Source organism: Campylobacter sp. P091 (assembly GCF_002138935.1).
Taxonomy (GTDB): domain Bacteria; phylum Campylobacterota; class Campylobacteria; order Campylobacterales; family Campylobacteraceae; genus Campylobacter; species Campylobacter devanensis.
On sequence record NZ_MJKZ01000001.1, the window covers coordinates 196589 to 212579 of the forward strand.

Annotated in this window: 15 protein-coding genes; 1 reads left to right on the plus strand and 14 read right to left on the minus strand. The window is 34.5% G+C overall.

Annotated elements, in window-relative coordinates:
* Positions 1 to 9: 9 nt before the first annotated feature.
* From CIGNP91_RS00980 to CIGNP91_RS01040, 13 genes are all read right to left on the minus strand, one after another.
* Positions 10 to 933 (minus strand): branched-chain amino acid transaminase, encoded by a 924-nt coding sequence (locus CIGNP91_RS00980; RefSeq protein ID WP_086253117.1) that lies wholly within the window; start codon positions 931 to 933, stop codon positions 10 to 12.
* A gap of 209 nt (positions 934 to 1142) precedes the next feature.
* A complete protein-coding gene (gene mnmA, locus CIGNP91_RS00985) occupies positions 1143 to 2159 on the minus strand; it encodes a tRNA 2-thiouridine(34) synthase MnmA (protein WP_086253118.1) in 1017 nt (338 codons plus the stop codon).
* A gap of 277 nt (positions 2160 to 2436) precedes the next feature.
* On the minus strand, positions 2437 to 2955 hold the full coding sequence (locus tag CIGNP91_RS00990) for a TIGR00730 family Rossman fold protein (protein WP_086229432.1): 519 nt from the start codon (positions 2953 to 2955) through the stop codon (positions 2437 to 2439).
* The gene (gene ribD / locus CIGNP91_RS00995) at positions 2952 to 3974 is read right to left on the minus strand and encodes a bifunctional diaminohydroxyphosphoribosylaminopyrimidine deaminase/5-amino-6-(5-phosphoribosylamino)uracil reductase RibD (RefSeq protein WP_086253119.1); all 1023 of its coding nucleotides are present in this window, start codon (positions 3972 to 3974) and stop codon (positions 2952 to 2954) included. Before ribD ends, CIGNP91_RS00990 begins: the two co-directional genes overlap by 4 nt.
* Positions 3975 to 3976: 2 nt before the next feature.
* A complete protein-coding gene (gene rimP / locus CIGNP91_RS01000; RefSeq protein ID WP_086225371.1) occupies positions 3977 to 4402 on the minus strand; it encodes a ribosome maturation factor RimP in 426 nt (141 codons plus the stop codon).
* Positions 4399 to 4767, minus strand: coding sequence for a 30S ribosome-binding factor RbfA (gene rbfA, locus CIGNP91_RS01005; protein ID WP_086227221.1), 369 nt, complete (start codon positions 4765 to 4767; stop codon positions 4399 to 4401). The genes rimP and rbfA overlap by 4 nt, the downstream gene beginning before the upstream one ends.
* Positions 4764 to 7313, minus strand: coding sequence for a translation initiation factor IF-2 (infB, locus tag CIGNP91_RS01010; RefSeq protein WP_086253120.1), 2550 nt, complete (start codon positions 7311 to 7313; stop codon positions 4764 to 4766). The genes rbfA and infB overlap by 4 nt, the downstream gene beginning before the upstream one ends.
* The gene (locus CIGNP91_RS01015; RefSeq protein WP_236848350.1) at positions 7300 to 7542 is read right to left on the minus strand and encodes a hypothetical protein; all 243 of its coding nucleotides are present in this window, start codon (positions 7540 to 7542) and stop codon (positions 7300 to 7302) included. The genes infB and CIGNP91_RS01015 overlap by 14 nt, the downstream gene beginning before the upstream one ends.
* A 25-nt stretch (positions 7543 to 7567) precedes the next feature.
* The gene (gene thrB, locus CIGNP91_RS01020; RefSeq protein WP_086253121.1) at positions 7568 to 8449 is read right to left on the minus strand and encodes a homoserine kinase; all 882 of its coding nucleotides are present in this window, start codon (positions 8447 to 8449) and stop codon (positions 7568 to 7570) included.
* Positions 8450 to 8458: 9 nt separating this feature from the next.
* Entirely contained in the window at positions 8459 to 8857 is a 399-nt protein-coding gene (locus CIGNP91_RS01025) for a glycoprotease (RefSeq protein ID WP_236844772.1), read from the minus strand.
* Positions 8858 to 8901: 44 nt separating this feature from the next.
* Positions 8902 to 9786 carry a UDP-3-O-acyl-N-acetylglucosamine deacetylase gene (gene lpxC / locus CIGNP91_RS01030; protein ID WP_086228281.1) on the minus strand — a complete coding sequence of 295 codons (885 nt, stop codon included), beginning with the start codon at positions 9784 to 9786 and terminating at the stop codon, positions 8902 to 8904.
* 58 nt (positions 9787 to 9844) lie between these two features.
* Positions 9845 to 11194: a M23 family metallopeptidase gene (locus tag CIGNP91_RS01035; protein WP_236848351.1), complete on the minus strand. Its 1350-nt coding sequence runs from the start codon at positions 11192 to 11194 to the stop codon at positions 9845 to 9847.
* A 60-nt stretch (positions 11195 to 11254) separates the two neighbouring features.
* Complete coding sequence (locus tag CIGNP91_RS01040; protein ID WP_086233394.1) at positions 11255 to 12085, minus strand: prephenate dehydrogenase; 831 nt, start codon at positions 12083 to 12085, stop codon at positions 11255 to 11257.
* A 119-nt stretch (positions 12086 to 12204) separates the two neighbouring features.
* Between CIGNP91_RS01040 and bamA the strand changes: the two genes are divergently transcribed.
* On the plus strand, positions 12205 to 14475 hold the full coding sequence (gene bamA / locus CIGNP91_RS01045) for an outer membrane protein assembly factor BamA (protein WP_086253122.1): 2271 nt from the start codon (positions 12205 to 12207) through the stop codon (positions 14473 to 14475).
* Positions 14476 to 14511: 36 nt separating this feature from the next.
* Here the strand turns inward: bamA and CIGNP91_RS01050 are convergent, their stop codons facing one another.
* Entirely contained in the window at positions 14512 to 15990 is a 1479-nt protein-coding gene (locus tag CIGNP91_RS01050) for a Ppx/GppA phosphatase family protein (RefSeq protein WP_086234920.1), read from the minus strand.
* Position 15991: the final 1 nt, after the last annotated feature.

Genomic DNA, 15991 nt, shown 5'->3' on the forward strand with positions numbered 1-15991 from the left:
TCTTGTCCTTTAATTAATATAAGTAAGTAGATGTTCGTATTTTGGATTTTTACCCATTACTATATCAAAATACGCACCTTGAAGCTCATGCGATACTGAACCTCTTTTGCCGCTACCAATTACTCTACTATCTATACTACTAATTGGCGTAACCTCTGCTGCTGTTCCAGTAAAAAATGCTTCATCAGCGTTATAAGCTTCATCTCTAGTAATTCTTTGGCGAAGTACTGTATAGCCTAAATCTTTTGCTATTTGAATCACATTTTTTTGAGTAATACTCTCTAAGCTAGTGTCATTTGGTGGGGTGATTATCACGCCATCTTTGACTATAAAAAAGCACTCGCCGCTACCTTCAGCGATAAATCCTTGCGGATCAAGCAGCAAAGCCTCATCGCAGCCTGCTTCGTGTGCTTCGAAATTTGCCATTTGAGAATTAAAGTAATTAGCGCTTGCTTTGGCCTTTGCCATCATAGAAAATGGTGCTGGCTTCATCCAAGAGGCGATTTTGACTTTTATACCATTTTGCAGAGCTTCTTCGCCCATATATGCACCCCACTGCCACGCTGCAATAGCGACATTTACTGGGCATCCAATATGACTAACGCCCATTTTACCATAGCCTAAAAATACAAGTGGACGAATATAGACATTATCTGTGTAGGTGTTGCTTTTTAATAGGTCAATGTGTGCTTGATTGATCTCTTCAGCGGTAAATGGAATTTTAATCCCACAAGCCTTAGCAGATTCAAATAGCCTTTTTGTATGTGCTTCAAGGCAAAGAATAGCTAAACCCTTTGGTGTCATATAAGCTCTAACGCCTTCAAATACAGCATTGCCGTAATGTAATGAGTGAGTTAAAACATGAGTTGTAGCCTCGTGCCATTTGACTAATTTGCCATCATACCATATATGTTCTGCTTCTGGTAGTGCCATTGTAACCTCTTTATAAAAAAATTTTAGGCAATATTTTATCTAAATTTAATTAATAAACCGATAAAAATTAATATAAAAGCGATAAAAATGATAAATTTAGCCTTGCTTTTGCAAATTTAGCATAGTATAAATTTAAACAATTACTATACACGGCAGGCACAAGACATATAATAATATCTAAACTCAAAAGAATAAATTGACTAGCAAATTTATTCTATAAATCCGCTAGCTAAAACCCTTTGATTTTCATCATAAAATACAGCTAACTGACCACTAGCAACAGCTCCAGCATTGCTCTTTAGTTCTACAGTTGCTACTCCATTGCTTACATGAACAACACATAAAATAGGCTTTGAACGATATCTAATTTTTACATAAGATTCAAATTCGCTCAACTGAGTAAAATTATTAAAATTACGTGTTTTAAATTCATAGCACTCTAATTCATCTTTTTTACCTACGATAATCTCATTAGCTCTAGCATTGATATTAGTTACATAATGAGGATCATGCGCACCATTGATTTTAAAGCCTTTGCGCTTGCCAATTGTATAATGCATATAGCCATCATGAGTACCGATAGCATCGCCATTTGAATTACGAACAATACCTGGAAGATTGGTATTATAGTGCTGCTTTAAAACATCAATATATGTAGTCTCAACAAAACAAATCTCACTACTTTCCTTTTGTGAGGCCAACGATGCAATCTGTGGTATTTGCGAAGCCTGGGCTTTTATATCGACTTTGAGCTTATCTCCGAGTGGAAAGATGATGTAAGGTAAAATTTGCGGGTCAAGATTGGCTAAGAAATAACTTTGATCTTTAGTCTCATCAATAGCAGATTTTATTAAGCCATTTTCTATTCTAGCATAATGACCAGTTGCGATTTTATCACAGCCTAGACTCTTAGCAAATTCCCAAAGTGCACCAAATTTAATCAAGCGATTACAGTGAGCGCATGGATTTGGCGTAATTCCATCCTTGTATGAATTAACAAATAGATCATAAACCTCTTTTTTAAAAGTCTCTTGCAGATCTAAAACATGAGTCTCTATCCCTAAAAACTCACATACTTTTTTGACATTCTCAATATTATGTCTATGGTAATCCTCTCTGCCGTGTAGCTTCATATAGCAACCTACTACACTATAACCCTGATCTTGTAAATATTTGGCACTCATTGAGCTATCTACACCACCGCTTAATGCTATTAATACTTTCAAAATAATCCTTTTATCGCTATTTTTTGATGATTATACAAAATATTTCTAAATATAATAAAACGAGATAGTAAAAATTTATATAATATATTTAAATAGTATATTATATAAATTTAGAATTAGTTTGAGCAAATCTAATCTTATACAAAACCTTAATAATTTTATCTTAAAAATACAAGTTTTTAAAACTCATTTAGCCAAATTTGTCTTGTATAATCTAAGTAAATTGACATTTAGCATACATAATATAGCAATAAGCTAGCACTGCTTTATATTTATGCTATAAAAGTAAAATATCCATAATCTCATCTATATTATCAGCACTATAATAGCTATTTTTATTAACCAAACCCAAATTCACAAGATTATCTAAAAAGTTAAAAAGTGGCGTCCAAAAATCTCTTTGAACAAAAATCACCTTATGATCTCTAAGCCTTGCCTGCGCCAATGTAATAACCTCAAAAGCCTCATCAAGCGTTCCAAAACCACCAGGAAAAATAATAAAAGCAAAACTATCTTTTATTAAAGCGTTTTTTCGCTCGCTTAAACTATTTAATGTCTGCGATTTGGTGCAATAAGAATTGAGCTGTTGCTCATTTGGCAATATAACATTTATCCCTATACTATCCCCTCTAGCTTCAAATGCTCCACGGTTTGCTGCTTCCATAATGCCGCCACCTCCACCAGTGATAACCCCATATCCAGTAGCTGCCAAAGCTTTTGCGATTTTATATGCTTTTTGATAATGTTCACTGCTAGCATCTAATCTGGCTGAGCCAAAAATAGTTACATATTTCATGCATTAATTCCTAAATCTAGTCTCTTGCACCACAAAAGCTCTCCATCGCCAAAAATACTTCTATGTAATATTTTAACCTTCATATCTAAATTTATATTATTAGCACTTTTGAATTCATTTGAGCGATAAATTAGAATCCAATCTACTCTAGAATCTAAATTTTTTAAGAAATTCTCGCCACCTTCTATCATCACAAATCTCTTTTTAAAAGCCGGTTCTATCGAATTTGAGATTTCAACTTTACGATTTGGTATATTAAAAAGCGGTATTTGTAAATCAAATTCAGTTTTAGATGAGTAGATTAAAATATCTGGTGCACGCCCACTAATTAGCCTAGCATCTAGCGTTGATCTATCTGTGCAAACTGTAGCTCCGCCAACTACCATCAGTTCAGCAAGCGCTCTAAGACGATGTGTATGAGTACGACTGGCTAAATTTGATATTACTCCACCAGTTGCTACGCCATTTTGCGTTAAGGCAATTTTAAAAAATGTAAAATTTCCACTTTGCCATCTAAGAAATGGCTCAAGCAACTCATCACACTCCTTAGCACAAACTCCAATATCTACCTCCACGCCATTATCAGCCAAAAGCTTAGCCCCGCCCTTAGCATGCTCTCCTAAATCCTTTGAGCCGATTACAACTCGCCTTGCCCCCATAGCAAGAATCAAACTCGCACAAGGTGGCGTCTTACCTTGGTGAGCGCATGGCTCTAGCGTCACATAATAGGTGGAGTTTTTAAGCAAATTTCGGTGATTTTGGATTATTAGATTATATAGCTCATCTGGATTTTTAGCGGCGGCAAATATGCTTTTTAAACTGCTATCTTTGCTCTCTAAGGCCTCTTTTGTCGCATTTAATTCAGCGTGAGCCTCTCCAGCTTTTTGATGAGCACAAATAGATAAAATCTTGCCATTTTCATCTAAAATCACAGCCCCGACTGCAGGATTAGGATAGGTCAAAAGCTGATAATCCCACGCCTTATCAATGGCTAAAGATAGATAAAACTCATCACCCATAGTTACCACTGGATGAAGGTTTTGGCTTTTTTGATATTATTAAAATTTAAATTTATATTTTGTGTGCCATCATTGATTACGATATCATCACCATTTGCACTTACTATTGTGCCAATTATCTCACTTTTATCGCTTAATATAATCTTTGCCATCTCAGATATACTCTTAGCAAAATGTTCTGGTTTGCTAAGTTTTCGCTCAAGCCCTGGACTAGAAACTTCTAAAACCCAATCCCCACTAACTGGCGGCATAACATCATAAATAGGCGATAAAAGCTTACTAACAACCTCGCAATCATCCAAGCTCACACCACCACTTTTGGTTATATAAACTCTATAAATTTGGCGGCCATTTTCGTTGGCTATCTCTGTATCATACAGAGCCACGCCGCAATCATTTAATAACTTTTCTAACTCTTCTAAATTCACTTTTTACCCTTTTGTAACTCATCAGCAACCTTAGCAAATAGAGCGTCTATATGATTTTGATACTTTAATCTATCATCAAAAATAAAATGAAAATTTGGAGCCCTATACCACCCCTCGGCTGCCATACAATGATTTTGGATATGGCGACTAATCTTTTTAAGATGAGATAATATATAGGCTTGTTCCTTCTCATCAAAATTCATCTTATCTAAATATACAAAGGCATCATATCTACCCTTTTTACACTCAACATCAGTAACACAAAGTCCCTTTAAATATTCATCTTCAAGAGTGCTTAGGGCTTCTGGAATTAGCTCTTTTAATATGCTTTGGGTGCGAAGTCTTTTTAACTCAGCAGGATTCATATCTCAGCCTTATTCTCTACTTCTTTATAACTCTCGATATAATCGCCCTCTCTCATATCATTATAGCCTTCAATCCCTACGCCACACTCATAGCCCTTTGCTACCTCTTTGGCATCATCTTTAAAGCGTTTAAGTGAGCTGATATTGCCTTCAAATACCACCACGCCATCACGAATAACACGAATTTTCGCACCCCTGCTAATAATACCTTCAGTCACCATACAGCCAGCGATTTGACCGACTTTTGGTACATTTATAACTTGTCTAATCACTGCTTGACCAAGATCCTCTTCAGTGATAACTGGGCTCATAAGGCCACTTAATAAAGCCTTAACATCATCTAAAAGATTGTAAATTACATTATAGGTTTTGATCTCGACAGCTTTTTCTTTGGCTTTTTCTTTGATATCACCAGTTGGTCTGATATTAAATCCTAATATCACGCAATTTTGACTAGCACTAGCTAGAGATATATCGCTTTGAGTGATACCGCCTACACCAGAGTGGATAATGCTAACTTTAATCTCATCATTTCTAAGCTTCTCAAGACTAGCTTTAATAGCCTCTAATGAGCCTTGGACATCGGCTTTGATTATTACAGGTAGGTTTTTCAGCTCGCCTTCTGCGATTTTGGCGCTTAACTCATCTATTGTAACTTTTGTAGATTTGCTTAACTCTTTTTGGCGTAGATACTCATATTTTTTCTGTGCGTATTCACGGGCTTCTTTATCGCTTTTTACGCTAATTAGCGTCTCACCAGCTTCAGGCACTTCGCTTAGACCTATTAATACCCCACACTCTCCTGGCTTAATAGCCTTTAAGCTTCGACCCTTATCATCGCTTAAAGCTCTTACTTTACCATACGCCACACCAGCCACTATAGTATCACCTACTTTTAATGTGCCGTTTTCTACTATTACAGTAGCTACTGGGCCACGGCCTTTTTGCAATGAACTCTCTATAATTGTAGCTTTGGCCTCTCTATTTGGATTGGCTTTTAGCTCTAAAATTTCAGCTTGTAAAAGCACTATTTCTAATAAATCTTCTATCCCCATCCCCGTTTTTGCTGACACTGGGACAAACTCATAAGACCCACCCCACTCTGTAGGCATGATATCAAGTTCTGCCAAACCACTTTTGACCAAATCAGGATTAGCACTCTCTTTATCCATTTTATTTATTGCTATGATAATTGGCACACCCGCTGCCTTAGCGTGAGCTATAGCCTCCTTGGTTTGAGGTTTAACACCATCATCAGCAGCCACTACGATAATAACAATATCAGTAACACTAGCTCCCCTAGCTCTCATAGCAGTGAAGGCCTCATGCCCTGGCGTATCGATAAATGTGATATTTTTGCCATTTTTTTCTACCATATATGCGCCAACATGTTGAGTGATGCCACCGGCTTCGCCACTTGCTACTCTAGAGTTTTGGATATAATCAAGTAAGCTTGTCTTACCATGATCGACATGCCCCATTATCGTAACTACAGGCGCTCTAGGCTCGGAGTGTTGATCATCTTCACCCTCATAAGCTTTGACATAGTCAAATTCCTCTTGAGTATCTACAATATTAATCTCAATACCAAACTCAGCACCTAAAATTTCAATCTCATCTTCTTCTAAGAAGTCATTTTTGGTAGTCATCTTGCCAAGCATAAAAAGCTTACCAATAATCTCACTTGGGGATTTTTTGATTTTGTCAGCAAATTCATATACTCTAATCTCTTTTGGTATATCTACACTTGTTATGCTCTCATTTTGATTATCTTTAGGTAACTTTTTATGTTTTTTACGGCTACTTCTTTGGATTCCACCATCAAGATTAAAGCCACTATTTTGCGCAGGTTTATAAACATTTAGAGGTTTTTTAGTAGTTTGAACCCTTTCAGTTTCAATCGGTTTTACTGTGAGGTCTGGTAGCACTACAACATCTTCATCATCGATTACAATATCATCACCAAATTCACTAAGACCCATTAAATCAAGCTTTGATGAGCTCTCTTTTTTAGTGGCTTGAAATTGTTTTTTATCTTTTTTCTTCTTTTTAAAACTCTCCTCACCACTACCAAACATAGATTCAAGTGCTTTATTATTTATCATTGTTGGGCTGCTAGATTTTTCTACTTTTGGCTGTTCGTCTTTTTTCTTTTTAACAATTACTAAGCCACGCCTTTTATTTATACTTGAATTTGCTAGACTCTCAGGTTTTGATTCATCTTTTTGGTTGGATTCTGGCTGCTGTTTTGACTCTACAGCTACTACTTTTACTGATTCAGGTGCTAGCTGAGTTTTGAGTGACTCATCTTTTATAGTTGGTTTTGACTCCTCTTTTAGCGACTGTTTAACTGCTGGCTTTTTAGCCGATTTAGCCTCTGGGATTATACCAGATTGGACATAATCATAAAGCTTTGCAGCATCTTCTTGACTTACAGCGCTTGAGACAGTAGTCACCGCAAAACCTAGCTCTTTTGCCTTCTCTAAAATTTTTTTAGATGATGAGCCTAGCTCTTTTGCTATTTCGTGAATTCTAACCTTTGCCATTGACTATTATCTCCTTTAAATTTATACTATTTTTACCAAATTTTGTAAGTGGTTTTCTAAGATCTTTTATATCTTTTTGGATACAATTTTCACAGATATAAAATGATCTGGCGTTACCTAAATTTAAGATTATTTCGCCATTTAATGATCGGAATTTATAAAGCTCTTTTTGGTAAAATCTGCCCTTGCAAACCACGCACATTCTAATAGGTTTATGAAATTTTCGCACTATTATATCTTAGTTTTCTTTATTTTTAGCTTTTTATATTAAATCCATCGTTGTCAATATCTAAAATTACAACTCTAAATTTACTAAACTCACTCTGCAAAGCCTGCGCTAAAGCTTGCGCTCTATCATCATAGGTTAAATTCAAAAAGCTTGATCCGCTTCCTGAGAGTGTACTCATTAAAGAACCATTAGCATATGCTACTTCTTTAACCCTAAAAAGCTCTGGCAAAGCACTCATTCTGCACTCTTCATGCATTTTATCAATACTTGCAAGACGTAAATTATTATAATCTTTTTTAATAAAACAGCTACTTAAGTAAGCAGCATGACTAAGATTGCTTACGCACTCGCTCATTGTATAGTTTGCCGGGAGTTTGCCACGGCTTTGCTTGGTATTCATCGGCTCATCTGGAATAACAACCACAGCTTTTAAATTTGAATCAATATCTGTTCTTTGAGTAAAAACTGAATCGCCACTAACAATATTTACTGTAAATCCACCCCAAACGGCTGGCGAAATATTATCAGGATGATTTTCATACTGTAAAGCTTTATCCAAAATTACGCTACGCTCAACCTTAAATCCTGCGATATAATAAGCAGCCGCAATAGCGCCAACTATAACCGAACTAGAGCTTCCTAATCCTCTTGAAAAGGGAATATTGTTTACAAAGTTAAATTTATAATTTAAACTCTTACCATTTAAGCTAGCAATAGTTTCATTAAAAATATTCACAAATGTATTATTTTTTTTCAAAGCAATTTTATCGCTTCCTTCACCTATAATATTAATAGAGCTAATCTTTTGTTCAGTGATGCTAACCTCATTATAAAGCTTTAAAGCTAGACCCAAAGAGTCAAATCCAGGCCCCAAATTCGCACTTGTTGCTGGTGTAAATATTGTCATTATAATCTCCTAAACTGCATCTATAACATAATTTGGCAATGCATCAGCTATCAACTCCAAACCATCTAAACTTATTGGCAATTCAAATTCATACGGTTCAACTCTTTGTAGACTAATAGCCCCATTTTTTAGCACAAAACTCATATTTTTATTGGCTCTAATTGGCTTAGCCCCATTTAAAGCAAATCCATCAACTCCATAAAACTCTAACCCACGAGCCACGCAAAAAGTACAAAGTGTCAAATAAGCAACCTTTAGCCCCATAAAGCTTCCTGGCCCATTAGCATAAATAATTTTACTAATCTCAAATTTAGCACTTAGCAAACCCAAAATCTCTCCTAAGGATTCGCTTGCTTTTTCATCGCTCTTAATCTGCTCAATTAAATTTCCACCTAAATATACACCCACAAGCAAAGGTGAACTAAGGCAAATTACTAATATATCAACCTTTTTTATGCAAATGCCTTTTCATACTCTTTTTGTGTTGCTTCACTTAGAGTTATAATCTCATAATTTTTCTCATCGCTTAATAGTGCTACAGTTAATTTATGATTTAAATCATGACTTCCAGCAAAAGCTTCATAATCTCCAATCATAGGTGCTCCAAGTAAGCTTATATCGCCAATTGCGTCTAAAATTTTATGACGGACAAATTCATTTTCAAATCTTAACCCCTCAGGATTTAATATTTTACCACCATCTATTACTACAGCATTATCTAAGCTTCCGCCCAGTGCTAGCCCCATTGAATTTAGTTTTTGTACATCTTTTAAAAATCCAAAAGTCCTAGCCCTTGCTATTTGATTTATAAAATTTTCTTTACTAAATTCAAAAGTATAACTTTGTAAGCCAATTACTGGATTTTCAAATTTAATTGTATAGTTAAATTTTGGATTAGTTGATGGAGTTAATTTGACATATTTATCGCCCTCTCTTACCTCTACTTCTCGCTTAACTACTATCACCTTTTTATCGGCTTCTAGCTCGACTATACCAGCCTCATCGAGCATCATACAAAAACTAATAGCACTTCCATCCATCACTGGTACTTCATTTGCATCTAAAATAACTCTGATATTATCAATTCCATAGCTATTTATCGCACTCATTAGGTGTTCGATAGTTGATACTGTAGCCTTTTCATTGCCAATTACTGTAGCCATCTGAGTATTTAATACACTACTTGGCTCAGCTTTAAAACTTGTAGCCTTATCACTTCTATAAAATACTACTCCGCTATCAGCTTCTAAAGGCTCTAAAATCAGCTTAATTGGCTCACCTTTGTGAAGACCAATTCCGACTCCTTCTACTCGTTTTCCTATAGTTCTTTGTTTCACAATATTCCTTAAAATTTTGCAAATTATAATCATAAAAGGATTAAAAAATCTTAAAATTTCAGCCTTTTATAGCTTTTTTGGCTGAATTTAAAATATCATAGATATTATCTTTCATCCATTTTCTATCCATCCACTCCTCAGGCCTAACCTCAACGCCTTGAATTAACACCCCAAAGTGCAAATGATCGCCAAGCGCTAATCCGCTAGTGCCAGTTTTACCAATTATATGCTTAGCTCCAATATGCTCACCAGGTTTAACCAAAGTACCATTACAATGCCCATAAAGTGTATAAAGTCCAAATCCATGATATAAAATAATATTCTCACCATAAATTCCATTTAAATCATTATATGCCACAAAAGCTGCATTTTGCGTATCAATTGATGCCATAGCTGTACTAGCAAGATCTAGCCCCATATGCCAGCTTTGACTTACATCTTCTCCATTATAAGTATAAAATCTATGATCTCCAAAACTTGCTACTGCTGCACCATTTCTAAGCGGATAGAATGGTTCAATATAAAAGCTATCTATAATCTCCTCTGGCACTGCTGAAGTTATCTTATGAATCATATCTTCGTTTGAATCCCTTAGAGTTTCATTTACAAATTTAAACTTTGCAAGTCTATCAAGCTCTGGATAATTTTGAGCATATTGGTTGGCTAGCTCATCAATTTTACCATCTAAAAATCTATCACTCAAAGCAATTCTAGACTCTTTATATTTACGATCTTGCAAATAGTAGCCAATACTTGAGAAACTCTTATTACCGGCTTTATCTACAGCCACAATTCTAGCTTTAAAATTTGGGCTTTGTAAATCCCATGCGAGCAAAGAAGCCCAGTAACCATCTTTTACAAATTTAGTTGGTTTAAAAATTCGATCTCCGTTTTGGATATAAACACTTTGTAAATTCTCATCAACTGCTTTAAAAACTACAACAGCTGAGCCACCTTTAGTAATTTTATATGATTGGTTTATGAGTTGAATTTGAGGATTTTTACTATCAATTATCAAATTTACCTTTTTACTAGCTACATTTCCACCTAAAAAACTAGAATCCTTTGCTTCTATTAATAGCTCATATGCACGATTTTTATCTAAAATTAGACTTTTTGGAAATTTTAAATTTATCTGTGCTTGATTTTGTGGTTCATTAAATTTTTCATCCATTATAATATGAGCGCTTTGTCCATCTACTAATGTAACTTTAAATGATTGTAGTGTACCATTATCACTAATATTTAGATCAATTGGAGTCTTTTGATTCCAGTAAATTTCACTATTTATAGATATTTTTGGTGGTTCTGAATCCATTGAATTTGAGTTTAATACTCCAACAACACCAAAAATAAGTCCGATAAAAATCAATGCAAATATAAAAGTTTTAACCTTTGAACCTCTCACAACTATCCTTTACTAAATTTAAATCGCAAAATTCTATCTAAATAAATTCAATAAATAGTATTAAAGTATCTCTCTTAAAGCGCGTGCAGTCTCCATCCACTCTTTTAACTCATCCCACTTCTCGTTTTTTATCATATTTTCGCAAATTTCAAGTTCATTTTTAAATGATGTAATTGCTTCTAAAAGATTATCTTTATTTTGTTTAAAAATATCACTCCACATTTGCGGATTAGACTTTGCTATTCTTGCCATTCCACTAAAGCTACCAGCTGCTAAAAGTAAAATATTTCGTTTATCTTCCTCTTTTAAGGTCGAATTTACCAAACTATAGCTAATTACATGTGGCAAATGTGAGATAATTCCTACATGATGGTCGTGACTTTTTGAATCCATAAATACAATCTTCATCCCAGCATGACTTAAAATCTCAACAACTCTTTTAATATGAAATTCTCCAGCGCTTTTATCATCACAAATTACTACTACAGCGCCATTTAACAAAGTTTTAAAAGCAGCCTTTGGTCCTGAATTTTCTGTTCCAGCCATAGGATGAGCTGCAACAAAATTGCTCCTAATTTCAGTTGGACATGAGCGTAAAATCTGCTCCTTTGTTGAACCAAGATCAACAATTGTAGTATTGCTTGGGATATCTTTTAAGTTTTGCATAACCTTAATAATGGCTTCAACTGGAATTGCTAAAAATATCATATCACAGCTTTTTTTCATCTCTTCAAAGCTTATAATATCATCAACAAGCCCTAAATTTAGTGCATCATTTTCATTATTTTTATCTAAATCATATCCACTAACCTTGGCAATAAGCTTCATATCTTTTAGTGCCAAACCTAAAGACCCGCCAATAAGCCCAAGTCCAATAATCCCTACATGCATAGTGTTTCCTTAGAAATTTTTAGCGTGCGATTATATCAAATTTAGTCCAAAAGGCTACTTAATCAAAAGTTAAAAATATTTATGATACCATTTTACCCATTTTATTTTTAGGTAATTTTATGAAAAAAGCAGTACTTTCAAGCTTTATTGTAGCAGCCGCTTTGGAGGCTACTCAGATTCAGAGTATTACATTTAACGGTCTTTTACATCTCTCTAATGAGAGTGCAACTGATATTAGCGGGCTAAAAGTTGGTAGTAATTTTAGCGATGAGATCGCTAATCGTGCTATTATAAATTTATACAAACAAGGGTATTTTGAAAATATTACTATCGAAGAAAATGCAGGCAATATAATAGTAAATTTGGTCGAAAAGCCAGTAATTGCTAAAATTGATATTAATGGTGTTGTTACAAATGATCAAAAATCCATTGAACAAATAATAGATATCAAAAAAGGTCAAATGTATGATGAGTTTGCACTAAATAATACCAAAATTAGAATTCGTCAATTCTATGAAGCTAGAGGTTATTTTGATACTGTTGTAACTACCGATATTGTACCAATAAATGAGAATAAAAACTCACTTCATATAACTCTAACAGTAAATAGAGGTGAAAATATCATAATCGAAAATGTAAATTTAGTAGGAGCTAAAGCATTAGATTATTCAGATATCGAACCAGCCGTAGCAAATAAAAGTAGAGAATTTATGGGATGGATGTGGGGATTAAATGATGGCAAAGCTAAAATTTATGAACTCCCAGGTGATAGTGCCAAAATTCAAGATGAATATCTAAAAAAAGGCTACTTAGACGCTAGCGTCTCAGCACCAAATTTAAACGCTCATTTTGATAATTACAAAGCTGATTTGACCTATTATATCAGTGAGGGTGAAATTTATAAAGCTAATCAAATTAGTATTAAAGCGCCTGAGTTTTTAGAACTTGATACAGCTGAAATAATTGATGATTTTAAGCTGCAAAAAGGTGATATATTAAACTCATCATGGATGAAATTAGACATTAGCACTCTAGAAAATATAGTAGCAAATAAGGGCTTTGCTTATGTAAAAGTTCATCCAAATATTACAAAAAATAGCGATTATACTGCTGATATAGTCTATGAGGTAATTCCTAAAGAAAAGGTATATATAAGAGATGTGATAATAAGCGGAAATGATCGTACAGCTGATCGGATTATTAGGCGTGAGCTATATTTAACAGAAGGGAATTTATATAATAAAACCGATCTTATAGACTCTAAAAATGCATTAAAAAGAAGCGGTTATTTTGAAGATGTCCAGATAATCGAAAAACGTGTAGATAAAGACCAAATCGACTTAGAAATAGCCGTAAAAGAAACCTCAACTGGTAGTATTGTAGGCGGTATAGGCTATGGAAGTAGCGATGGATTGCTATTAAATGCCGGAGTAAGCGACTCAAATGTATTTGGCTCTGGATATAAAGGCAGCATTATGGTTGATAAAAGCGATGATACATTAAGTGGAAATATAAATTTAACCAATCCACGTGTAAATGACTCAGCTTATAGTCTTGGTGGGGGGCTGTTTGCTAATGATTATAGCTGGGATGAGTATGATGAGCAAAACTATGGAGCTAATATTATAGGAGGAAGACAGTTAGGCAGATATATAAACGCATATTTAAGCTACCAAATTGAGCGTAGCGAGATAGATGGGTTAGATGCATTTTATAGAGATGCTGGATATCAAAATGGCGTAAATATTAAAAGCGCATTAACTCCTAGTATATCATTTAACAATACCGATGATTACTATGTTCCACGAAGTGGTATCATTGCATCAACTAGCCTAGAGTATGCTGGCCTTGGAGGCGATATGGAGTTTATCAAAAGCCGAACTACATTTAATATTTATCAAGGTTTACAAGACTATATAGATATGGATTTAATTTTACGATATAAATCTGGATTTGGATATATTTATAATGATGATAGCTCAAAATTGCCTATTAATGAAAAGCTATTTTTAGGTGGAATTAACTCAATTAGAGGTTATGATAGCAGATCAGTTACACCAAAGAAAAAAATCTGCAATCCTAAAAATAGCAATGGCACTGTAATAAATGGCTGTGAAATTATTGAAACTGGCGGTAAAATCAGCTTCAATAACTCATTTGAACTAAGCTTTCCAATCATTAATCGCCTTAAAATGCGTGGAGTGATTTTCTATGATTATGGTATGATTGGTCATAGTGATATTAATGAGATTAAGCGTTCTAGTGCTGGAGCTGGTATTGAGTGGATTACTCCTATTGGACCACTTCAATTATTTTACGCTCAAGCTCTAGATGATAAAAAAGGCGATGACACAAGCAGCTTTGAATTTACAATTGGTAGAAGATTTTAAGGTATTTGGTTGAATTTGACACCTATCAAATTCAACCTACTCAAACGAAATCACAAAAATCTCAGGCTTTATTAGTTTTCTTATCTCATTTTTTAACATAAAAAAATTCTTTGCACCTTTAATATATAAAGTATTTGAATTAAATTCAAAACTAATATTTGGACTAAGGCTCAATGCTCCAGCAAGTCCAAGAATAAAGCTAAGCCATCTAACTACATCAATACTAGGAAGCAATTTTTCAAATTCACCAAGACTATTTATAGCCTTACCCTGATACTCAATCATAGCAGCGATTAACGCCTTTTGCTGATGCGTGTAGCCGTAATTTAGAGCATTTTTCACAAGATATCCACTATGAGAATTCTCCAAATAAAAACCAACACTTCTACCGATATTATAGAGTTTAGAAGCAATTATAAGCTCATTTAGATAGCTTGGATTAAGCTTATGAAGTGGAGCTAAAATCTCAAATAGAGTCTTTACATGCTTTGTAGTAATACTATTATCACGCTTAGCAAATCTATCTTGAAGGCTCCTAAGACTTGGATTAAAGCCTTTTGGAAAGGCTATTTTATACTTTTGTGGCATTTGGATTAGCTCTTTGGATTTTAAATTTGGCCTTAGAAGATTAGCCAAAAATACTCCCTCTCTAATCCCAACACCACTAGTATAGACCATCTTAGCCTCAAGCGCTCTAGCAGCAGTGCTAAAAATTAACGCACCTTGCCTAATAGTATCAAATCGATCTTTTTTAATGGCTATATTTTTTAAATCAAATTCCTTATCTGTAGCAATTTTACTAATTAAATTCAGATAATTTTTATACTCATAAGTAAAATTATGCACTAATCTAATTGGATGATTTTGCAACTGCATAATCGCACCAGATATAGCTCGTAAACTTCCGCCAATTGCTATTATATTTTCATTTATAAAGTGCGATGGAATTTGAGCAATTATCTCTTGAGTAAATTTAATTGCTCCATCTATATCTCCCTTATCAAAAAATAGCTCTTTTAATCTAACTGTACCAATATCAAGCGAAATGATATCTACGATTTTACCATCTTTGATTTTAGCCAGCTCAGTCGAGCCGCCTCCAATGTCAATCGTAGTAGCCTCATTTAGAGGGCTAAGTAGATTTAGTGCTGCAAGCCCTCCATAAAAAGCCTCCATATCTCCACTTATCACTCGCAAATTTAATCCTAGCTCTCTTTTTACCATATTAATAAAGATATTCGAATTTGGTGCGTCACGCAAAGCTGAAGTACCGGTACATAAAACCTTACTAACCTTATAAATTCTCAAAAAATGCTTAAATTCACTAAATGCATGTAAAACATTATCCATTGCTTGAGGCTGCAATACTCCACCACGCTCATAAGCGCCCTCTCCAAGACGTACCTTTACCTTATACTCACGAAGAATAAAAAACCCAAGCCTACTAGTCCGTTCAAATATCGCCATTCTAGCCGAATTTGATCCAAGATCAATAACTGCAACTCTTTTTGACATT